The 22,439-nt window shown below is 61.8% G+C and carries 19 protein-coding genes; 14 read left to right on the plus strand and 5 right to left on the minus strand.

Annotated features, from left to right (window positions below; genetic code table 11):
- Positions 1-192 precede the first annotated feature (192 nt).
- The 11 genes from BUA36_RS20870 (at position 193) to BUA36_RS20920 (ending at position 12,359) form a co-directional block, all read left to right on the plus strand.
- Positions 193-1,062 (plus strand): glucosamine kinase nucleotide-binding domain-containing protein, encoded by an 870-nt coding sequence (locus BUA36_RS20870; RefSeq protein WP_072787249.1) that lies wholly within the window; start codon positions 193-195, stop codon positions 1,060-1,062.
- A 4-nt stretch (positions 1,063-1,066) separates the two neighbouring features.
- Positions 1,067-1,801, plus strand: coding sequence for a GntR family transcriptional regulator (locus BUA36_RS20875; protein WP_084560262.1), 735 nt, complete (start codon positions 1,067-1,069; stop codon positions 1,799-1,801).
- Positions 1,798-2,895: an N-acetylglucosamine-6-phosphate deacetylase gene (gene nagA, locus BUA36_RS20880; protein ID WP_072787250.1), complete on the plus strand. Its 1,098-nt coding sequence runs from the start codon at positions 1,798-1,800 to the stop codon at positions 2,893-2,895. The genes BUA36_RS20875 and nagA overlap by 4 nt, the downstream gene beginning before the upstream one ends.
- A 5-nt stretch (positions 2,896-2,900) precedes the next feature.
- Entirely contained in the window at positions 2,901-3,914 is a 1,014-nt protein-coding gene (locus BUA36_RS20885; protein ID WP_072787251.1) for an SIS domain-containing protein, read from the plus strand.
- A 101-nt stretch (positions 3,915-4,015) separates the two neighbouring features.
- Complete coding sequence (locus BUA36_RS20890) at positions 4,016-5,236, plus strand: ABC transporter substrate-binding protein (protein WP_072787252.1); 1,221 nt, start codon at positions 4,016-4,018, stop codon at positions 5,234-5,236.
- Between the two features lies 1 nt (position 5,237).
- Positions 5,238-6,248, plus strand: coding sequence for a carbohydrate ABC transporter permease (locus BUA36_RS20895; protein ID WP_229255768.1), 1,011 nt, complete (start codon positions 5,238-5,240; stop codon positions 6,246-6,248).
- The gene (locus BUA36_RS20900) at positions 6,248-7,051 is read left to right on the plus strand and encodes a carbohydrate ABC transporter permease (protein ID WP_072787253.1); all 804 of its coding nucleotides are present in this window, start codon (positions 6,248-6,250) and stop codon (positions 7,049-7,051) included. Before BUA36_RS20895 ends, BUA36_RS20900 begins: the two co-directional genes overlap by 1 nt.
- A complete protein-coding gene (gene nagZ / locus BUA36_RS20905; protein WP_072787254.1) occupies positions 7,048-8,538 on the plus strand; it encodes a beta-N-acetylhexosaminidase in 1,491 nt (496 codons plus the stop codon). The genes BUA36_RS20900 and nagZ overlap by 4 nt, the downstream gene beginning before the upstream one ends.
- 21 nt (positions 8,539-8,559) lie before the next feature.
- The gene (locus tag BUA36_RS20910; protein WP_072787255.1) at positions 8,560-9,867 is read left to right on the plus strand and encodes an MFS transporter; all 1,308 of its coding nucleotides are present in this window, start codon (positions 8,560-8,562) and stop codon (positions 9,865-9,867) included.
- Positions 9,868-9,871: 4 nt separating this feature from the next.
- A complete protein-coding gene (locus BUA36_RS20915) occupies positions 9,872-10,981 on the plus strand; it encodes an ABC transporter ATP-binding protein (protein WP_072787256.1) in 1,110 nt (369 codons plus the stop codon).
- Positions 10,982-11,054: 73 nt separating this feature from the next.
- Positions 11,055-12,359 carry a tetratricopeptide repeat protein gene (locus tag BUA36_RS20920; protein ID WP_072787257.1) on the plus strand — a complete coding sequence of 435 codons (1,305 nt, stop codon included), beginning with the start codon at positions 11,055-11,057 and terminating at the stop codon, positions 12,357-12,359.
- Between the two features lie 30 nt (positions 12,360-12,389).
- Here BUA36_RS20920 and BUA36_RS20925 read toward each other — a convergent pair whose 3' ends face one another.
- Positions 12,390-13,610 carry a glycoside hydrolase family 18 protein gene (locus BUA36_RS20925; protein WP_072787258.1) on the minus strand — a complete coding sequence of 407 codons (1,221 nt, stop codon included), beginning with the start codon at positions 13,608-13,610 and terminating at the stop codon, positions 12,390-12,392.
- On the minus strand, positions 13,600-14,340 hold the full coding sequence (locus BUA36_RS20930) for a GntR family transcriptional regulator (RefSeq protein WP_072787259.1): 741 nt from the start codon (positions 14,338-14,340) through the stop codon (positions 13,600-13,602). Before BUA36_RS20930 ends, BUA36_RS20925 begins: the two co-directional genes overlap by 11 nt.
- Positions 14,341-14,724: 384 nt before the next feature.
- Here BUA36_RS20930 and BUA36_RS20935 point away from each other — a divergent pair, with 384 nt between their 5' ends.
- Both BUA36_RS20935 and BUA36_RS20940 read left to right on the plus strand, forming a co-directional pair.
- Positions 14,725-17,472, plus strand: coding sequence for a TonB-dependent receptor (locus tag BUA36_RS20935; protein WP_072787260.1), 2,748 nt, complete (start codon positions 14,725-14,727; stop codon positions 17,470-17,472).
- A gap of 67 nt (positions 17,473-17,539) precedes the next feature.
- The gene (locus BUA36_RS20940; protein ID WP_072787261.1) at positions 17,540-19,060 is read left to right on the plus strand and encodes a tryptophan halogenase family protein; all 1,521 of its coding nucleotides are present in this window, start codon (positions 17,540-17,542) and stop codon (positions 19,058-19,060) included.
- A gap of 59 nt (positions 19,061-19,119) precedes the next feature.
- Here the strand turns inward: BUA36_RS20940 and BUA36_RS20945 are convergent, their stop codons facing one another.
- Positions 19,120-19,974, minus strand: coding sequence for an NAD(P)-dependent oxidoreductase (locus tag BUA36_RS20945; protein ID WP_072787262.1), 855 nt, complete (start codon positions 19,972-19,974; stop codon positions 19,120-19,122).
- 95 nt (positions 19,975-20,069) lie between these two features.
- On the opposite strand from BUA36_RS20945, the gene BUA36_RS20950 reads away from it, so the two are divergent.
- A complete protein-coding gene (locus BUA36_RS20950) occupies positions 20,070-21,002 on the plus strand; it encodes a LysR family transcriptional regulator (RefSeq protein WP_072787263.1) in 933 nt (310 codons plus the stop codon).
- 13 nt (positions 21,003-21,015) lie between these two features.
- Here the strand turns inward: BUA36_RS20950 and BUA36_RS20955 are convergent, their stop codons facing one another.
- Both BUA36_RS20955 and BUA36_RS20960 read right to left on the minus strand, forming a co-directional pair.
- Positions 21,016-21,942: an NAD(P)/FAD-dependent oxidoreductase gene (locus BUA36_RS20955; protein ID WP_072787264.1), complete on the minus strand. Its 927-nt coding sequence runs from the start codon at positions 21,940-21,942 to the stop codon at positions 21,016-21,018.
- Complete coding sequence (locus tag BUA36_RS20960) at positions 21,917-22,381, minus strand: Rrf2 family transcriptional regulator (RefSeq protein ID WP_072787265.1); 465 nt, start codon at positions 22,379-22,381, stop codon at positions 21,917-21,919. Before BUA36_RS20960 ends, BUA36_RS20955 begins: the two co-directional genes overlap by 26 nt.
- Positions 22,382-22,439 lie beyond the last annotated feature (58 nt).

Here is a 22,439-nt window from a genome sequence, read left to right on the forward strand (position 1 = left end):
CACTTCCGGCATGCCCGTTAAATTCGTTTTTATCGATTAAAAACAAACACTTAAAAAACGATTCCAAGACGACAACGCAAGTCCACTTCATTATTTATTAATACCAGTTAAATACCTGTTGACAAGCTGGTTTGCCAACCCTATAGTGCCCTTCATCGCGGGCCATCCCGGCCCTGGCTTACTCTCACCAACATGATCGAATTTTTAATCGGCGTTGACGGCGGCGGCAGCGGCACCCGGGTGCGTCTGGCCCGCGCTGATGGTACGGAAATCGCAGAAGGCGCAGCCGGCCCGTCGGGTCTGATGCACGGCATCGCCAAGGCCTGGAGCGCAGTCAACGATGCCGTCATCACGGCCTTCCGCGCCGCCGGCCTGGATGTTCCCGATCCATCCCGTATCGCTATTGGCCTCGGCCTGGCCGGCGTGCATAACCGTCAGTGGGCAGTGGAGTTCGTCGCCGCCAATCCGGGCTACGCAAAGGTCGCGCTGGAAAGCGATGGCCATACCACCGTGCTGGGCGCCCACCAGGGCAAGCCGGGCGCCATCATTGCACTCGGCACCGGCAGCGTCGGCGAGATCAAGCTGCCCGATGGCCGTCACGTCGAAGTGGGCGGCTGGGGTTTCCCGGCCGGCGATGAAGCGGGCGGCGCCTGGATGGGCCTGCGCGCCATCAACCACGTGCAGCAGGTGCTGGACGGCCGCCTGCCAGCCAATGCGTTCGCGACCGATGTGGCCAATGCCTGCGGCGGTGAACGCAACGCGATCCAGACCTGGCTGGCGCAAGCCACGCAAACCAATTACGCGCAGCTGGCGCGCGTCATCCTGCAGCACGGCGAGAGCGACGATACGGCGCGCGCCATCCTGCTGGAGGCGGGCCAACAGGTGCAGCTCATGGCCAACGCGCTCGATACCACCGGCACGCTGCCGATCGCCCTGTGCGGCGGTCTGGCCGCGCCGCTGCGCCCTTACCTGCCGGTGTCGATGTTGAAGCGTATCGTCAATCCGCATGGCGACTCCGCAGCGGGCGCCCTGCGTTTGATTCAAACGCGTTTAAAGGAGTAAGCCTGTGCTAGCCCAGTTGAGCGATTTCAAGCCAGACGCCGAGAGCGATACCCCGTTGTACATGCAGCTGGCGAACAAGCTGTCGGACGGAATTGCCGGCGGCGACTGGCGTGCCAACGAGGCTTTGCCGTCCGAGCGCGTGCTGTCGGACATGCTCAACATCTCGCGTGTCACCGCGCGCAAGGCGATCGACATGCTGTGCGAACGCGGCATGCTGACCCGCAAGCGCGGCTCCGGCACCTACATCACGCCGAAACTGGAACAGCCCTTGTCGCGCCTGACCAGCTTCTCCGAAGAGCTGCGTGAGCGCGGCTTCACGGCCGGCTCGCGCTGGCTGCAACGCGACATCGGCATCGCTTCGCCGGTGGAGCTGCTGTCGCTGGGCCTCTCGCCCAACATGCCGGTAGCGCGCCTGAAGCGCCTGCGCACCGCCGACGATGTGGTGATGGCGATTGAGACCACCACCATTCCGGCCCAGTACATGCCCAATCCGCACAGCGTCAACGATTCGCTGTATGGCTACCTGGAAGCCAACGGCACCATCCCGATGCGCGCGCTGCAGCATATCCGCGCCGTCAACGCCAGCGCTGAGCAGGCGCGCCTGGCCAATATTCCCGCGGGTGCGGCGATGCTGCATATCACCCGCGTCAGTTATCTCGACAATGGTTCTGCGGTGGAGCTGACCCACTCGTATTGCCGTAGTGATTATTATGAATTCGTAGCGGAGTCGCGCAGATGAGCGATGCAATCAAAGGCAATATCCTGACACCGGCCGGCTGGGTCCACGGTGAGATCACTTTCAACGAACGCATTGCCGCCATCAGCGGCGGCAGCATCGACCCCGCGCTCAACGAAGAAGTCTATATCCTGCCTGGCTTTATCGATTTGCACGTCCACGGCGGCGGCGGCAAGGATGTGATGGAAGGCGGCGACGCGGTCCACACCATCGCCGCCGTCCACGCCAAACACGGCACCACCAGCATGCTGGCTACCACCATGACCGCGCCGCCGGAAGACATCGACCTCGCGCTCAGAGGCATCGGCGTCGCCGCCACCAAACGCGGCAAAGGCGAAGCGCGCGTCCTGGGCGCACACCTGGAAGGCCCGTTCATCAACTCCGGCAAACTGGGCGCGCAACCGCCGTTTGCCCGCTCCGCCAAACTGGCCGACGTCGAGAAGCTGGAAGCACTGGCGCCGCTGCGCGTGATCACCGTGGCGCCGGAAATCGCCGGCCACCTCGAACTGGTCAAGGAGCTGTCCGACGCCGGCATGCGCGTGCAGATCGGCCACACGCTGGGCACCTATGAAGAAGGCGTCGCGGCGATGGAGAGCGGCGCTTACAGCTTCACCCACCTGTTCAACGCCATGCCCGGCCTGCATCACCGCGAACCAGGCATGGTGGGCGCCGCGCTGGCACATGCCAAATATGCGGAGCTGATTCCCGATCTGCTGCACGTGCACCCAGGTGCGATCCGCACCGCGCTGCGCTGCATCCCCAACCTCTACTGCGTCACCGATTCAACTTCCGCCACCGGCATGCCGGACGGCGAATATATGCTGGGCCGCCATAAAGTCATGAAATGCATGGGCGGCGTGCGTCTGCCCGATGGCACGCTGGCCGGCAGCACCCTCACTATGGACCAGGCATTGCGTAACCTGGTCGGACTCGGCCTCGATCTGGCGGATGCCTCGGCACGGGTCTCAACCTATGCGGCCGATTATCTCGGCCTGCAAGAGCGGGGCCGCCTGGCTCCCGGCGCGTTCGCCGACTTCGTAGTGCTCGACCGTGACCTGAACCTCAAAGCCGTCTATATCGAAGGAGAATTGTTGTGACCTCAATGATGTTGAAAGAAGCCCTGTCCGCAGCTGATTGCGTAGCCCAGCAACTGGCCAACGACGGTGAGCGTTACGCGGAGCTGGGTCGCAAATTGAGGAGCACTTCCTTCTCGACCGCCCTGACCATCGCCCGCGGCAGCTCGGACCACGCCTGCGCCTACGTGGCCTACCTCATCATGGCCCGCCTGGGCCGTGTGGTGGCGTCGCTGCCGATGTCGCTGGTGACGCTGAACAAATCGCCGCTGATCACGCGTGACACGCTGGCCATCTCGATCTCGCAATCCGGCCAGAGCCCGGACGTGGTTGAGCCGATCAGATACTTCCGCGACGGCGGCGCCACCACCATCGCGCTGGTCAACGATATCGATTCGCCGCTGGCGCAAGCCGCCGAGTGGGCGATGCCGCTGCGCGCAGGCAAAGAACAGAGTGTCGCTGCGACCAAGAGCTTCATCACCAGCCTGGTCGCCGGTGCGCGCCTGGTCGCCGCATGGCAGAACGATCCAGAGCTGCTGGCCGGCCTGGAAGCACTGCCGGAATCGCTGCGCGCCGCCACGACCGAAGACTGGTCCAAGGCGGTGGAAGTGCTGACGCCTGCCCGCAACATCATGGTGGTCGGTCGCGGCATCAGCTTCCCGGTGGCGCTGGAAGCCTCGCTGAAATTCAAGGAAACCTCGGCACTGCAAGCAGAAGCGTTCAGTGGCGCGGAAATCAAGCACGGCCCGATGGCGCTGATCGAAGAAGGCTACCCGCTGGTGATCTTCGCTACCCGTGGTCCAACCCAGGCAAGCCTGCTGCAACTGGCGACCGAGATGCGCGGCCGTGGCGCGCGCGTGCTGCTGGCAGCGCCGGCCGATGTCGCCGACCGTGACCTGACGTTGCCGGTTGCGGCCACGCCGGATCTGGACCCGATCGTGGCAGTGCAGGCCTTCTACAAGATGGCGGCGGAACTGTCGGCAGCACGTGGCCTGGACCCGGACCAGCCGCGTCACCTGAGCAAAGTCACCAAAACCAACTAAGCATGTCCGCGCACTCGTCATCCCCGTGCACGCGGGGATCCATACTGAAGCAGCGCGTCCGCTCAGCATGGATTCCCGCCTGTGCGGGAGTGACGGCGCTCATGCTAAGTCTCGGTTCGGCGCTTGCCGCCGACAAGATCGAGTTCTGGACCTTCAGCATGAAGCCCAAGTTCACGCCCTACTATGAAACGCTGGTCCGGAACTACGAGTCCGCCAATCCCGGCGTCAAAGTGGAATGGGTGGACTTCCCGTGGGATATCATCCAGACCAAGCTGGTGACGCGCATCGTCGCTGGCACGCCGCCGGCGCTGGTCAACCTCAACGTGCCATGGGCCGATGAATTCGCCCGCGACGGCCTGCTCACACCAGTCGATTCGCTGCTCGCCGACGCCCGTCCACGCTACCTCGCCAGCACGCTGGAAGACCTGACCTTCGGCGGCAAGACCTACGGCTTTCCGATGTACAGCAACGTCGCCGTCATCGCCTACAACACCCAGATTTTCAAAGCTGCCGCGATCCCGCACGCACCGCGCGATCTCGATGAGCAGCTGCTGTTCGCGCGCCAGATCGCCGCACGTACCGGCAAGGCAGGCCTGTGCCCTGCCCTGTCCAAGATCGATGGCCTGATGATGCAGCAAGGCCTGGCCGTCATCAAGGATGGCAAAGCGGTCTTCAACTCGCCCGCGCATATCGCCTTGATCCGCAAGCTGGCCGATACCTACAAGGCCGGCGGCCTGCTGAAAGATTCCCTGTTCGCAGAAGATAACTTCCCCGCCGCGATCGATGCCTACAAGGGCGGCCGCCTTGGCATGCTGCTGGCGCCACCCACCGCCGTCAAACGCATCGAGAGCGACGCCAGGGATATCTACGCCATCACCGATGTCGCACCGGCGCCGCTCGGCCCTACCGGCATTGCCGATGGCGGCTGGCTGATTCACTTCGCCGTACCAAAAAATGTGGACGCCAGGCTGCTGCCAGCCGTTGGTAAATTCGCACGCTACCTGACCAATGACGCCAACCAGCTGGCCTTCGCCAAACAGGCCAGCGTGTATCCGGCGATGGCGCATGCGGCCAATGATCCATTCTTCACTACCGTGCCGCCTGGCGCTGGCGCGGCGGAGAAAGCCGTATCGGCAGGCGCCGTGTCGATGCCGCATTCGCACACCCTGTACGTGGCCGGCATCACCGACTACGATGAACTGCGCCGCTATCTGGTGAAGGCTGTGGAAGCCGGCGTCACCGGCAAGCAGGACATCAAACAGGCACTGGATCAGGCAGTCGCGATCTGGAACAAAAAACTCGCCTCGCAGCGGAGCCATTGAGATGAGCGCAGACCACGCCAAACTCGCCCCTGCGACGCCGCCCAACGCCAACCACTCGCCATTCGGCACAGTACCTCGCGGCGGCGAAGCGCTGGCCCTGGCGGGTGGCGCGGCGTATACAAAGGGGCCAGCAACGGCAGCCCGCCGCAACGCGCGCCGCGTGAACCTCACCGCATGGCTGTTCCTCGCCCCCGCACTGATCCTGTTGGCGGTCTTCTCGTTCTGGCCCGTGGCTTTCGGCTCCCTGCTCGCGTTCACCGACTACAGCTTGATACGCGAAACGCACTGGGTTGGCCTGGACAACTTCCGCTACATCTTCGATAACGAGATGTTCACCACCGGCTTGAAGAACTCCCTGCTGTTCCTGCTGATGGTGCCCTTCGTGCAAATCGGTGCACTGAGCCTGGCGGTCCTGGTGAACAACAAGCTGCCCGGCATCCGCTACTTCCGCGCCGCCTTCTATGTGCCCGTCGTGACGACGGTGTCCGTGGTCGGCATCATGTGGGGCTTCATGTTCCACGAACAGGGCACGCTGAACTACGTGCTGCAAACGCTACAACTGGTCAACGCGCCGGTGGGCTGGCTGTCCAACGACACGCTCGCCCTGTTCGCCATTATGTTCGTCACGCTGTGGCGTGGCCTGGGCTGGTATATGGTGATGTACCTCGCCGCGCTGCAAGCCGTCCCCGCCGACATGCAGGAAGCCGCCATCCTCGACGGCGCCAACCGCTGGCAGCGGTTCTGGAAAATCACCGTGCCGATGCTGCGCCCCACCATCATGGTCTGCTCCATCCTGTCCATACTGGCCGCGCTGAAGGCCTACCAGGAAGTCGACGTGCTGACCCAGGGCGGACCAATGAACTCCACCTTCACCGGCTTATACTACGCCTACGACCAGGGCCTCAAGCACCTGAAACTGCCGCGCGCACTGGCCGCCAGCTTCATCGTCTCCATCTTCTGCGTCGGCATCGCCCTGCTCTGCCTGCGCTACATCAAACCGAAACACCGCTGATGAAGACGATCATCCACTACCTGCTGTTGTGCGTCATCGCCATTATCTGCGTGTTCCCGTTCTGGTGGACGCTGGTGACAGCACTGTCCACCGAAGGCAATATCTTCGCCTACCCGCCAACCTTCTGGCCGAAACAGCCATCGCTGGACAACTTCATCGAAGTTTTCAGGACGCTGCCGATGTGGTCCTTCTTCCGCAACTCGGTATTCATCGCCGCCTGCACCGTGTTCTGGAAACTGGTGCTGTGCTCCGCCGCCGCTTATCCGCTGGCGCGCATGCAGTTCAAGGGCCGCAAGCTGGTGTTCGGCCTGATCCTGGCCACGCTGGTGCTGCCATCGGAAGTCAACTTCCTGGTCAACTTCATCACGGTGACGAAACTGAGCCTGGTCGATACCTACTCGGGTGTAATCTTGCCCAACGTCGTCAACGCCGTCGCCATCCTGCTGCTCAAACAGGCGTTTGAAGAAGTCCCGCAAGACCTGATCGACGCCGCCCGCGTGGACGGCGCATCCGAGTGGACCATCTTCAGCAAAATCATGCTGCCACTGATCGCCCCGTGGCTGGCCACGGTCGGCATCCTGACCGCAGTGGAAGCCTGGAACGAATACATCTGGCCATCCATCGTCATGAGCAAGCCAGACGAATTCCCGCTGTCGGTAGGCGTGCTGTATTTGCGCGGCACCTTCGGCAGCAGCACGCGCGTGATCGCCGCCGGGACAGTGCTGACCATCCTGCCTACCCTGGCAGCCTTCTTATTTACTCAACGATTCTTCATGCGCGGCATGGACGGAGCAGTGAAATGACAACACAAAACGAACTGAGAAAAATCGCCGGCCAACTTATCATGATCCGCTTCCCCGGCACTGTGCTGGATGCGGCCACTGCAGAATTCCTGAAAGCGAACAGCATCCGCGCTGTCTGCCTGTTCCGCGGGAACATGAGCGACTCCGAACAGCTGGCCAAGCTGACCGCCGACCTGCGCGCCGTCATGGGTCCCGATTCGCTGATCGCGATTGACCAGGAAGGCGGCGCCGTGGTCCGTTCGACCTGGGTGCCAGCCCCGCCAGCCGCCATGGGCCTGGGCGCGGCCGACGACAACGACCTGGCCTACCGCACCGGCGCCGCCGTTGCGCGCGCCGTGAAGGCACTCGGCTTCAACTGGAACTTCGCGCCCGTGCTGGACCTGAACAACAACCCGCACAACCCGGTCATCGCCGAACGCTCCTTCGGCGCCGAACCAGCACGCGCAGCCGAACTGGCGATGGCGTGGATGGCTGGCAGCCATGCAGAAGGCGTGGCCTGCTGCGTCAAGCACTTCCCCGGCCACGGCGACACTAGCGTCGATTCGCACCGCGACCTGCCGACCGTCGACAAGCCAGTCGAAGAACTGAACCGCCTGGAACTGGCGCCGTTCCGCATCGCGTCCGGCGCCGCGCCAGCGATGATGACCGCACACATTGTCTACCCGACGCTGGATCCAGAAAATCCCGCCACCATGTCGCGCCGCATCCTCAATGACCTGCTGCGCAAAGAGTGGGAATACAAAGGCATCATCATCACCGACGGCATGGACATGCACGCCATCGCCGGCCGCTATGGCGTCGGCAATGCAGCCGTGCGCGCACTGACCGCCGGCGCCGACATGGTAATGGCACTGGGCACCACCGAAACGCAGGAAGAAACACTGAACGCCATCGCTGCCGCATTGGAGTCGGGCGCATTGACGCAGCAGGAAGTGCAGGTCCGCCTGGACCGATTGTCCTCGCTGGCGCGCGCCTACCCATGCAAGCCGCGCTCGTACAAGGAAGACGCCGCCGACCGTGCCGTCATGGCCGAAGGCTGGCGCCGCAGCCTGACCGCATACGGCGCGCCACAGCGCCCGGCCGCTGGCGCCAAGGTGCGCCTGATCGCGCGCCAGGATGTAGTCAGCGATGGCGTATCGGAAGCTGGCGTACCAGCCGCCGTAGTGGCCGAATCGCTGCGCAAACTGTATGACGTGGAACTGGTGACCTTCGCCGATGCCGATACCTTCGACTGGAGCGCGTTGCCGCAAGATGGCCGCTTCACCATGCTGGCATCGACCTCGCGCCTACGCTACGGCGAACATGCACGCGGCACCTGGCGCCCGGACCTGCATCTGGCGCTGTGGAATCCGTATCAGGCGCTGGACATCCAGGCGCCAGCGCTGATGACTTACGGCTTCGCCCAACCGGCACTGGACGCCATCAATGCCTGGCTGTCCGGCGAACTACAAGCCACCGGCAACGCACCGGTACCTGGCTTCGCATAAAAAACACACGGGAGACTCCACATGAAAGAACAAATACGCAACCCGAAGCTCTGGGTACCCAGCCTGTACCTGGCGCAAGGCCTGCCCTTCTTCGCCGTGGCCATCGTGGCCAACCAGATGTTGAAGAGCATGGGTGTGCCCAACGACGAGCTGAATCACTGGACCGCCTTGATCGGTTTCGCCTGGGTGTTCAAGCCACTGTGGAGTCCCTTCCTGGAACTGGCCAGCAGCAAAAAGCTGGTCGTGCTGTTCTTCCAGATCTTGGGCGGCCTCTGCCTCGGTGGCGTCGCGCTGGCACTGCAAACGCCGTTCTGGTTTGCCGCCAGCATGGCCATGCTTGGCCTGGTCGCTATCTCGTCCGCCACCCACGACATCGCGTGCGATGGCCTGTACATCACCAGCCTCGATGAAAAAGGCCAGGCCAAGTACGCCGGCTGGACCGGTACCTTCTTCAACGCCGCCAAGTTCTTCACCACAGGCGCCCTGCTGCTGCTGGCCGGCCACCTGGAGAAGACCATGGGCGTGGTACCGGCATGGAGCATCAGCTTCTGCATCCTGGGCGCGCTGATGATCGCGCTGGGCGTGTACAACACCTGGTCGCTGCCGCTGGCCAAGAACACCGTCAGCACAGATACCAATGCCAGCGCCATCGCGCGCACGCTGTGGGAAGTGATTATCGAATTCCTCAAGAAGCCAGGCATCTGGGTCTCGATCGTCTTCATCATCCTGTTCCGTGCTGGCGAAGCGCAGGTGCAATCGATTGGCCCGCTGTTCCTGCGTGAAGCGCACGAACTCGGTGGCCTGGGCCTGACTACCTCTGAAGTCGGCGCGGTGTACGGCACGGTCGGCACAGTGGCTTTCGTAGTAGGCTCCATCGCTGGCGGCTACTTCACTTCGTGGCTGAGCCTCAAGCGCGCCATCCTGTGGCTGATCCTCGCCGTCAACCTGCCCAACGTGGTGTTCTACCTGCTGTCCTACTTCCAGCCGACCGACCTGACCATCATCGGCGCCGGCCTGAGTGTCGAGATGTTCGGCTACGGCTTCGGCTTCGTTGGCCTGATCCTGTACATGATGCAGGTGGTCGCACCGGGCAAATACCAGACCGCACACTACGCCTTCGCCACCGGCATCATGCAGTTGGGCTTTGTGCTGTTCAAACTATTCAGTGGCGACATCCAGATCGCGCTGGGCTACCAGCACTTCTTCATCTGGGTCATGCTGTCGGCGATTCCGGTTGCCATCCTGTCGCAGCTGATTCCGATGACTGCGCGTCCGCAACCGGCAGAAGAAACGCCAAAGGCCGCCGCGCCAGCAGAACAGGTGGTATAAGCGCATGGCCAGCGTTAGCCTCAGCAACATCGTCAAGCATTACGATAAAACGCCGGTCATTCATGGCATCGACCTGGATATCGCCGACGGCGAGTTCATGGTCTTTGTCGGCCCCTCCGGCTGCGGCAAGTCCACGCTGCTGCGCATGATCGCCGGACTCGAATCCATCAGTGACGGCACGCTGCATATCGGCGGCACGCTGGCCAACGACATCGCCCCGGCCCAGCGCAAGCTGGCCATGGTGTTCCAGTCCTACGCGCTGTACCCGCACATGACGGTGTACGAGAACATGGCCTTCGCGCTCAAGCTGGCCGGCCACAAACCTACCGAAGTGCAGACGGCTGTCGAACGCGCAGCGGGCATTCTGCAAATCGCCCCGCTGCTCAAGCGCAAGCCCAAAGAGCTGTCGGGCGGCCAGCGCCAGCGCGTCGCCATCGGCCGTGCCATCGTGCGCAAGCCGGAAGTGTTTTTGTTCGACGAACCGCTGTCCAACCTGGACGCCAGCCTGCGCGTGCAGATGCGCGTGGAACTCAGCCGCCTGCACAGCGAACTGAAAACCACCATGATCTACGTGACGCACGACCAGGTGGAAGCCATGACGCTGGGCCAGCGCATCGTCGTCTTCAACGGCGGCCATATCGAACAGGTAGGTACGCCGCATGAGCTATACAACGCGCCGGCCAACCTGTTTGTCGCCGGCTTCCTCGGCACGCCCAAAATGAATTTCATCCCCGGCGAGATCATTGCTAGCGGCGACAACCGCGTGGCCGTGCAGCTGTCTGGCGGCGCCGTGGTCCATGTGGATGCGGCCCCAGGTCCGCGTGCCGGCGACAAAATCACGCTGGGCATCCGTGCCGAACACCTGTCCATCGCCGCAGCGCAGCAAGAGGACAATGTCATCCAGGTGGGCGTCGGCCACGTTGAGTACCTGGGCGACCTGTCCATCGTGTACACCACGCTGGCCGGCCTGCCTGAAATGATCGCGGTAAAACAGGCGGCAGAAGCGGCGCCGCTGCACGCTGGCAGCCATGCCCGCGTGTATCTGCCGCCGTCGCGTTGCCTGCTTTTCAACGCCGAAGGCCGCGCCTTGCCTCGTGCACCGCAGCACAGCTGAATTCGGAGTTTTGCGCGGTTTTGTGTAACAATACGCGGGTTTACATCCCTATATGTTTGATTGAAGGATAACCATGTCCCATATTCGTCTTGCTCGTATCAGCCTGCTCCTGGCCGCCATTGGCCTGAACGCCGCACCTGCTATCCTGGGCATGGCCCCGGTCCAGGCAGCGGAAGAAAAGAAAGCACCGGAAGCGCCTAAAGATACCGTGCGCCCGGAAATGTACAAACTGATCGACCCGGCACAGACCAAGCCCCTGCTGGACGCCAAGAACTACACCGAATTCAAGAGCCGCCTGGATCAGGCAGCAGCACTGCCGAACCTGACGCCATACGAAAGCTTCATCCTGAGCCAGATGAGCGTTCAACTGGGCCAGGCATCGAACAACTACGAGCTGACCATCAAGGGTCTGGAAGCGATGATCGAATCCGGCCGCATGAAACCGGAAGAAAAGCTGCGCTTCATCGACGCCATCGGCACCATCTACTACAGCAACATCAAAGACTACGACAAAGCGATTCAGTGGTTCGAGCGTTATGGCACCGAGTCGGGCGACAGAGTGAAGGAACGCCAGTTCATCATCCGCTCCTACTTCCTGAAGAACGACTTCGCTTCGACCAAGACCGAAGTGCTGAAGGATATCGAAGCCGCCAAAGCCGCCGGCACCGTGCCGCCGAAAGATGAACTGAACCTGCTGGGTAACGTCGGTATCAAGACCAAGGACACCGAACTGTATCTGCAAGCCGTTGAAGAACTGGCGCGCTACTACCCGACCGAAGACTACTGGAACGACCTGCTGAACCGCACCCGCGGCAAGAAAGGCTATTCCAACCGCTTCGACCTGGACATCGCCCGTATCAAGGCAGTCGTTGTGCCGTCGAAGATGGAACCTGAAGACTACGCAGAACAGGCCGAGTTGTCGGTACTGGGCGGCTTCTTCACCGAAGCGAAGATCGCCATGGACAAAGGCTACCCTAACGGCATCCCGGCCGGCAAGGACAAAGCCGCCCTGCAAAAAATCCGCGACAGCGCCAACAAGGGCGCAGCTGACGATGCGAAAAACATCGACAGCGGCATCCCTGCAGCGCAGAAGTCGAAAGACGGCGTTGGCCTGGTCAACCTGGGCTACAACTATGTGACCCTGGGCCAGTTCGACAAAGGTGTCGATCTGATGAAACAAGGTATCGCCAAAGGCGTGGCCAAGAATCCTGACGACGCCAAGCTGCGCCTGGGCTATGCGCTGGTCATGGCTGGCAAGAAGGATGAAGCGGTTACCGTGCTGAAGACCGTTACCGGCAACGATGGCCGTGGCGACCTGGCGCGCTACTGGATCATGTACGCGACCGGCCCGAAGATCGCCGCACCAGAAGCCAAGTAATCGAAAAGCCGGCGTGAAAGCCGGCTTTTTTTATTTGCGCATCGCTTCCGACAGCGTACGCAGGAGCTGATGCTCACCATCGTCGGCGCTCAGTTCCCAGAACATCGCACCGCGCAGGCCTTGCTGCGTGATGTAGCGGGCCTTTTCTTTCAGCGAAGCGGGATCTTCATACGTAATCCACACCTGCTCCGCCGCGCTATACATATACGGTGCTTTGGCGGACGCATTCCAGTAGCGCTGGTAATCCTTCCCCTTCTTCAGCAGCTGATGGTAGCCATATGAATTGCCGCCATTGATGCCGTCCGTGACGCCGCCCTGGCACAGCTGATACTGCCCATCTCCCTCCGGCCCTGCCGCACAGCCCTTCCATCCATAACCATAGAACGGCACGCCCAGCACCAGCTTATCTGCCGCCACGCCAGCGCGCAGGTAGCGCTGGACCGAACCGGAAGCGTAAAACTGGTTGGCTGTCACCGGATCCTTCGCATCAGCAAACAGCGCCGAATGATGACCGGTACTTTTCTCCCATGGCATGTGATAGTCATAGGCCATAATGTTGATCCAGTCCAGATGCGCCGCCAGCTCCTTCACCCACGCACCGTTACCAACGTAATTGCCGTTCGCGCCCGCAGCGATGGTGATGCTGTAATGCTTGCGATCCTGCTTGCCAGCCGCATCAAACGCCGCGCGCAACTCGCGCACCAGCACAATGAAATTGTGCCGGTCCTCGGGACGCGCACAGACCTCGCCCGCCACGCAAGGCACGCCCGCTTCGCCCGGATATTCCCAGTCAAGGTCAATACCATCCAGCCCATAACGCCGCATGGCCTGCACCGACGACGCGATAAAGTTGGCGCGCGCCTCCGCCGATGCAGCGACATTCGAGAAACGGTTGGACCAGTCCCACCCGCCAACGGAAATCACCACCTTGAATTTGGGATGGCCCCTCTTGAGCGCCACCAGCTTGCGCAGATTGGCGCCATCGGCCGCCTCGTCACGCCAGGCCAGCGCGCCATTCAGCGGCTCCTGGCACGCGGCCACATAGTCCACCGACGGCTCAGGATTGCCATGCTTGCCGTCCCAGCACAGGTCCACAAATGCATACAGCGCCATGGTCAGTTTGCCGGCATCGACATTGGCTGCGGTAACAGGGAAGCTCTCGTGCTTCCAGCCCGGATAATAGCCCACCACTTCCGCCGCCATCGCCGGCAGTGCTGCCATCAAGGCCGCGAAGATCAATTTACGTCGCATTCAATTCCGCCACAAAGTCATACATATCGCCACGGAAGTAGGAGCGGCAAAATTCCACCGCACGCCCGTCGCGCAAAAAGCCCAGCCGCTCAACGGCCAACCCCGCGTCGCCCTCTTTCGCCTGCAGCAGCATGGCCTGCTCCGCGTTCAGCAGCAGCGCCGACAAGCGCTGCAAGGCCCGCACCGGGCGGTTGCCCGACTTCTCCAGCGCGTCGTACATGGAGACATCCACGGCATCCAGCGACGGCAGGCAGGAGGCCACAATGGTGGCATATTCAAGGCACATCGGCACATCGTCCGCATAGCGCATGCGGTTGAAGCGGTACACCTTGGAGCCGGGACTCAGCCGCAGGCGCATCGCTTCGTCCGGCGTGACCGTGCCCTCGGAGCGTTTGAGCCACACGCTGCGCGGCGTCCGCCCACGTGCACGCATGTCCTCCGAAAAGGAAGTCAGCTTGGCGAAGTTTTTTTCAATGCGCGTGTTAATGAAATTGCCGGAGCCGGGACGGCGTATCAACACGCCCTCGCTGACCAGTCCATCGATGGCCTTGCGCACCGTGATGCGGGAGATTTCAAGGTCAGCGGCCAGCTGGCGTTCGGCCGGTAAAGCGTCTTCCGGCTTGAGCAGATGCTGCTCGATTGCGGAACGCAAGGCGCGCTGCAGGCGCTGATAGAGAGGCAGGTTACTGGTCTCATTGAGGTGCTGCCGGATGTGTACCAGTGGGGTCATTGGATCGCGCTCATAACGATGTCGACTGCTCCTCTTTGTTGGTGCAACGATAATACCAAAAAAAGACCACGGCAAATCCAGCGCCGCCGGCGCAAGCTGCAAATAAATCCTATCATTTTGCATAACGCCTTTAGGTAAAGGCTTTATGTGTGTTGCAAGCACGCACAACCCGGTGCCATACCACCATCTATCCGGTCTTATCGAGTTGCTTGAAAGCCACTTTGTATGCCGCATACAACATAACAAAAAAGAATTTTAAAGTGGTAGTGATCTGGTATTGAAACGCGAGTATATTGGCGTTGGATTGGTTTTGAACGTGATTTAAAAGAAGACACACATCAACAATCAGTGGGCTCGGCGGAGCCTCATCAACGGGAGGGAACAATGCATCACCATTCGAATAACACTAAACAGTCCAAACTGACGCCTATCGCTGCTGCGGTTGGTCTGATGATCATGGGCGCGGCCATGTCGACGCACGCACAGGAACAGCAGGTGCAAAAGCAGCAGGCCGAGGAACCAGCACAGGTTATCGTGACCGGTATCCGCGCATCGCTGCAGCAGTCGCTTAACCAGAAGCGTAATTCCGACAGCCTGGTGGAAGTCATCACCGCAGAAGACGTCGGCAAGATGCCGGACAAGAACGTGGCTGACTCGCTGCAACGCCTGCCAGGCGTGAGCGTGGCAGCAGCTGGCGGCGGCGAAGGTTCGTTCGGCGAGAACGACCGCGTGGCACTGCGCGGCACCCCGTTCGGCCTGACCCTGACCACCCTGAACGGCCACTCGGTATCGAGCGGCGACTGGTTCGCTGACAACATCGTCGGCGGTGGTCGCAGCGTCAGCTTCTCGCTGTTCCCATCGGAGCTGATCGGCCGCGTCACCGTGCACAAAGGTTCGCAAGCTGACCTGCTGGAAGGCGGCGCCGAAGGCGTGGTCGATATCGAGACCCGCAAGCCACTGGACTTCAAGAAAACCTTCAACGCCCAAGTCAGCGTTGGTGGCGTCAACTCGTCCAACTCCGGCAAGACCGATCCACAACTGAATGGTCTGATCGCATGGAAGAATGACCAGGGCACCCTGGGCGTGCTGGTACAGGCCTTCCACGAAAAGCGCACCCTGAGCCGCGTCGGCCAGGAAAACCAGGTATGGTACGACCACGTTGATCCGGGCAGCCCGATCGACCAGGCCATTCCTGGCGCCGGCACCGCCATCAAGACCACGCCAGTAGCAGGCGCCATGGCCAACTATCTGGGCGGCACCGCATGGTTCGAACAGAAGCGCACCCGTAACGGCGGCCTGATTGACGTGCAAATGAAACCGAACAGCGACCTGACGGTCGATCTGACGGCCTTCTATTCGCACCTGGATGCGCCGAACATCAACCACAACTTCATGCAGTCGCTGGGCCGCTTCCTGGCGCCATCGTGGGCCACCACCAACTTCCCTGCAGGCGCCGTCAGCGGCACCCTGAGCAACGGCGTTATCACGCAACTGACCGGCACCGTGCCAGCCAATTGCGCCGCCTGCGCCACCATGTCCAGCGCTGTTCAGGAAGAGTTCAGCCGTCCGGTCGCAGAGAGCAAATCGCAGTTCTTTGACGTCGATGCCAAATACCGCGTCAACGACAAGCTGACCCTGAAGGGCCGTCTCGGCACCACCAAAGGCGTTGGCAACACCGTCAGCGGTGCGCTGGGTGTGTGGATGCCATACACCGGCGGCAGCTACACCATCACCGACGCCAACTCGCCTGTGATCTACAACACCCCAGGCGCCAACAAGTTCTCGATCGGCGGCATGCAGGCAACGCCATACACCTACGGCTCGCACGTGACTGCGAACGACAAGGAAACCTATGGCGAACTGAATGGCACCCTGCGTACCGACTGGGGCGCTGTGAGCACCGTGCAATTCGGCGGCCGCGTCGCAGAACACAAACGTGACCTGACCTCGATCGGCATTAATGCGCTGCCAGGTCTGGATTCGGTGGCCAACCTGCCGATGTCGGGCCTGACCGCGTTCCCGAGCGACTTCAATGACCTGGGCGCCAACGGCGCTGGCTACTGGACCTTCTCGCAAGATGCGGTCAACGGCTGGCTGAATAAATACGGCAGCTACTCGGGCGATCTGCGCCAGAGTGAGTTCAACATCAAGGAACCGACCCAGTCGGCCTTCGTGATGGCAAACTTCAACGCCGAAAGCCTGTCGGGTAACTTCGGTCTGCGCGTGGTTCACACCACGGAAGAAGTCAACCGCTACGAAATCGGCCCATCGGGCAGCTTCGAACCTAAGCGTTACTCCAACAGCTATATGGACTTCCTGCCTAGCGCGAACTTCCGTCTGGATGTGACCAAGGATGTGGTGGCACGCTTCGGCACCAGCCGCACCATGGCCCGTCCTGAACTGGGCATGATGGCCGGCGTCGACCTGCGCGACGTACAGGGCACCGGTAACGTCGGTAACCCTAACCTGCGCCCTATCCGCGCCAACAACTACGATCTGGGCGTGGAGTGGTACTTCGCACCGAAGTCGATGCTGTCGGCTGATGCCTTCTACTCGGCACTGGACGGCTACGTCACCTACGGTTCCAGCACCGCGACCTTCTACAACCAGCTGCAAAAGCAGAACACGGTGTACCAGGTGTCGACGCCTGTGAACACCACGGCTGAAGTGAAAGGCCTGGAGTTTGCGTACGTGCAGGACCTGGCCAAGGGCTTCGGTGTGAACGCCAACTACACCTACACCCTGGGCAAGGAAACCGGCCATGCGCCAGGCTCGCCTTGCGGCGCCCTGACCTACCAGGACTGCACCCTGATCGGTACCTCGAAGAACGCCTACAACCTCGGCATCTTCTACGAGCAGGACAAGCTCAGCGCCCGTGTGACCTACAGCTGGCGTTCGGGCTTCCTGAACGGCACCAGCCGTAACAGCGCTGCCTTCCAGGCACCGATTGGTACGCTGTCGGCATCGCTGGCCTACCAGATCAACGACAACTACAGCGTGACCCTGGACGGCAAAGATCTGAACAACCCGCTGGTGCGTTCGATCATCCACACCCCAGGCGCGATGGATCTGCCAGGCTCGCTGTACAAGAACGGCCGTCAGGTGTACTTCACCCTGCACGCCAAGTTCTAAAACGTAGTAACGACGGAGCCTTCGGGCTCCGTCTTTTTCTGTCACAGCACACTATAACTACATCATCATGAATGTGACCTCGACTCCCCGCAAAATCATCATCGTCGGTGGCGGTACCGCCGGCTGGATGACGGCACTGATGTACGGCGACGCGCTGATCAAGCAAGGCGTCGAAATCACAGTACTGGAATCGCCCACCGTGGGCGTGATTGGCGTAGGCGAAGGGTCAACACCGGCGCTCAAGCGCTATTTCGACAGCCTGGGCATCCAGGAATCGGAGTGGATGCCCGCCTGTAACGCCACCTATAAATCCGGTATCGGCTTTGACGGCTGGTCCACCAAGCCGGGCTACGATAACTACTTCCACCAGTTCGCCACCATGGTCGATAATCTGACCCTGCCGAACTTCATGGAAAACGTCCATGCGCGCCAGCGCGGCGTGCATATCGATGCGCGCCCCAACCGCTACTTCCTGTCGGCGCGCCTGAGCGAGGATTGCCTCGCGCCGAAATCGTCGGAGAACTTCCCCTTCTTCACCAACTACGGCTACCACTTCGATGCGACCTTGCTGGGCCAGTTCCTGCACAAACGCGCGGTCGCACTGGGTGTGCAGTACAAGAGCTGCCACGTGACGCATGCGGTGATGAATGAACGCGGCGATATCGCTGCTGTCGCCACCAAAGAAGGCGAACACCTGGCGGCTGACTTCTTTGTCGATTGCTCCGGCTTCTCCGCGCTGCTGATCGGCAAAGCGCTGGAGACGCCGTTCGTGAGCTACGCCGACAACCTGTTCAACGATTCGGCCATCGCCATGCCGAGCGAAATCGGTGACAAGATCCCGACCAAAACCGTATCGTCCGCCATGCGGCATGGCTGGGCGTGGAAGATCCCGCTGACCAACCGCTATGGCAACGGCTATGTGTACAGCTCCTCCTTCGTCTCAGCCGATGAAGCGGAACATGAGCTGCGCAGCAAACTGGGACTGCTGGAATCGGACACCCAGGCGCGCCACCTGAAAATGAAGCTGGGCCGCGTGACCAAACACTGGAACCGCAACGTGCTGGCAGTGGGCCTGTCGCAAGGCTTCCTGGAACCGCTGGAAGCGACCGCCTTGTACTTGACCCAGATGACGGCGGCGATCTTCCTGCTGTTCCTGGAAAAAGGCGACTTGAGCGACCAGGCACGGGACGTCTACAACCAGCAGATTCACGATTACTTCGACAGCCACCGCGACTACATCGTGGCCCACTACAAGACCAACAGCCGCACCGATACGCCCTACTGGCGCGCCAACGCGGAGAATCTGGACAGCGTGTCCGATTCGCTCAAACACATCTTCCAGACCTGGATAGAAGGCCGCGACCTGGCCGCAGAAATCCGCCGCCAGAACATCGAGCATTTCTATCCGGTCGGCTCATGGTATTCACTGCTGGCGGGCATGGGATCATTCCCGGACATTGGTCCCGCCACCGGCCCCGACCTGGTGGCGCCGCTGGATGATTTCATGCGCCGCTGCGCCCTCAACTTCCGCGACCACCGCACCGTGCTGAATGAGATGGCCGAGCAGGCAAAAGCCAGCAGCATGTAACTTCTTCATTGTGTAGTCTGTTTCCGCCAGCGGCCTCTCCCGACCCTGGCGGTTTTTTTTTATAGCTTGCGGCGTATGGTTGCCGCGACCGACCAGTCGCTATCCTCCAGCCCTGCACGCAGGGCTTCCTGCATATTCTCGCGCACCTGCCTTGCCACCGGCAGCAGCGCGCCCTTGGCTTCGGCCGCCGATAAGGCCAGGTTCACGTCCTTGAGTCCCAGCGGCAGCCTGAAGCCCGGTTCAAAGGTATTCGCCGCAATGAAGCCGCCATAACGCTGGTAGCTCGGGCTGGAGAAAATGGTATTGGTCAGCACCTCGAGCAGATCCGCTGCCGAGACGCCATAGCTTTCGCTCAGATGCGCCGCTTCGCCCATCGCCGTAAAAGCCTGGGCGATCATCATATTGCCGGAGATCTTGACCACATTGGCACGCTTGGGATCATCGCCTAGACGCCAGGTCTTGCGCCCCACCACATCCAGCAAAGGCTGGATGCGCGCGATCACCTGTGGATCGCCAGCGGCCAGCACGTTCAGCTGCGCATCTGCTGCAGCCGCCGGCACGCCAAACACCGGCGCCGATACATAGGCCACGCCAGCATCCTTGTGCCGCTGCGCCAGCTCGTCCACCAGCGCCAGCGAAATGGTCGCCATCATGATGTGCACGCAGGACTGGCTGGCTCCGGCCAGCGCACCGCTGTCCAGAATCACGCTGCGCACGGCATCGTCGTTGGCCAGCATGGTCATCACCGCGTCAGATTGAAAAGCCTGGGCGGGCGTATCCAGCACCGTCACGCCATCGATCGCTTCCGCTGCGGCGCGGTTGCGGTTCCATACGCTGACGCTGTGCCCCGCGCGCACCAGATGCGGCACCATGGCCGCGCCCATACTGCCGATACCAATAAAGCTGACTCGCATTGCCTACCTCCGATACTGTGTGAGCTATCCAGTATGGTGCGCAGGCACGGGCAACGGTAGTGGACCGCCACGTACAAATGTTATACGCTCGGCGTATGAGCACATCCTCCAACGCGGCCGACCGCATAGAACTCATGCAGACCTTCGTCCGTATCGTTGAAGCGGGCAGCCTGTCCGCAGCGGCGGTGCAACTGGGCACCACCCAGCCCACCATCAGCCGCAGACTGCAGGCGCTGGAGCGCATGCTGGGCTTGCGGCTGCTGCAGCGCTCCACGCACGCCATGCAGCTGACCGAGGACGGTGAACGCTGCCTGGCGCATGCGCGCGAGCTGCTGTCGCACTGGAGCGCGCTGGCCGCCGATGTACAAGGTGCACGCGAAGAACCGGCTGGCATGCTGCGCGTGGTCGCGCCACATGCCTTCGGCCAGCAGCAGCTGGTAGGGCCGCTGGCCGGATTCCTGGCGCGCTATCCGCGCGTGTCGGTGGAGTGGCTGCTGCACGACCGCACGCCAGACTTCATCGCCGAAAATATCGACTGCGCGATACGCGTTGGGGAGGTCAGCGATCCGTCCGTCGTCGCCATCAAGCTGGCCGACATACCGCGCATCGCAGTGGCTGCGCCATCGCTGCTGGCGGGGCAAGCGCTGCCCACGCACCCCGAGCAGCTGGCCGCCCTGCCCTGGGTAGCGCTGCGGACCTTCTACCGCAACGAGATCACGCTGCATCACGAGGATGGCAGCGCAAGCCACCGGCTGGTGCTGCAGCCGCGCATGAGCACCGATGGTTTATTCGCCGCCCGTAACGCTGCCGTGCTGGGCACCGGCATGTGCGTGATTTCAGCGTGGGCAGTACGCGACGACATCGCGCAAGGCAGGCTGCTGCATCTGGCGCCACAGTGGCAGGCAGCGCCGCTGCCGCTGTACCTGGTCTATCCGCATGCGCCGCATTATCCGGCGCGGCTGCGCTGCTTCATCGACAGCATGCGCGCCGCCATGCCAGCCACGCTGTCGGGCGCCGGACTGGCTTGACTGGCTTGAAATATCAGGCAGCTTTCGCTGCCACCGCACCAAAGATCAGCGACTGATGCGCAGCCACGCCAGCCATCGCGCCATCGGCAACCGCCAGCGCCACACTGCCCGCCATGCGGGCCGCATCGCCGGCCACGTACACGCCGGGCACGCTGCTGGCCTTGATCATATCGGTACGCACGTAGCTGCCCATCGGCCCTTCTTCCATCTCGCAGCCCAGTTGCTCGGCGATCGGACTCGCGCTATGCAGGCGGCTGATGACAAACAGGCCTGCCATTTCCAGCGCACGGCCATCCTGCAGCGCCACCGTCGCCTGGCCGCTCACGGAACGTACCGGCGTGCGCTCCACTGTCACGCCACGCTGCGCCAGCTTTTCCAGCTGCTCGGTATCCGGTTCGAACGCGCCATTGAGGAAGAACGTTACCTTGCCCCAGTCAGGCAGCATCATCGCGTGGTGGATCGAATGCGCGCTGGTGGCGATCACGCCGATATGGCCCTGTTCCAGCTCGTAGCCATGGCAGTAGGGACAATGAAACACGCTGCTGCCCCAACGCTCGGCCAGGCCCGGTATCGATGGCAGTTCATCCACCATGCCGGTCGCCAGTACCAGGCGTTGCGTCTGGAAGATACTGCCATCGGCCAGCGTCACACGGAAGACATCACCATGTTTGACCGCCTGCGTGGCCGATCCTTCGATCCAGCGCACGGTTGGATACTTCATGAGCTGCGCGCGGCCGTCGGCGGCAATCGCCGCAGCCTCGCGGCCATCCTGACCAAGGTAGCCATGTGAATGCTGGGCATAGCGGTTGCGGCGCTGGCCCGCGTCCACCACCAGTATGCGGCGGCGTGCCCGCGCCAGCTGCGTCGCGGCGGACAGACCTGCATAGCTGCCGCCAATAACAATCACCTCAAACTCAGTCGCCGGATGTTGGATGGTCATAGTGCGCTCCCTTGCTTACATGATGGTGTTGGTTGAAGCGGGCCGACAGGTCGGCCAGCGTCACGTCCTTAAAACGGGAGATCAGCAAGGCTTCTGCTTCATCGAAAGCGCTGCCCAGGGCATCGTTGACGGCGCGTTCGACCAGGCACTGCGGCTGTTCGACGCGGTTCCCCATTGCGAACACCGTGGGCGAACCAACGGCTTCGTAGACATCCTGCAGCGTCACCTTGCGCAGATCGCAGGTAATGCTCCAGCCGCCGCCGTGGCCCTTGTCGGAACCCACGTAGCCACGCTCGCGCAAGCCAGCCAGCACGCGCCGCACCAGCACCGGATTGGTGCCGAGGAAGCCCGCCAGCGCTTCGGAAGTAAACGGCCTGTCGCCGTGCGCCATATGCAGCAGCACGTGCAGGATGGAGGAAAGTTTGCTGTCTCGTCTCATGTAACTAATGATAGTACATAATTCGAAAACGTGCAGGAGATGCGCGGGCGAGAACGCC

It is taken from the genome of Duganella sacchari (assembly GCF_900143065.1).
Taxonomy (GTDB): Bacteria; Pseudomonadota; Gammaproteobacteria; order Burkholderiales; family Burkholderiaceae_D; genus Rugamonas; species Rugamonas sacchari.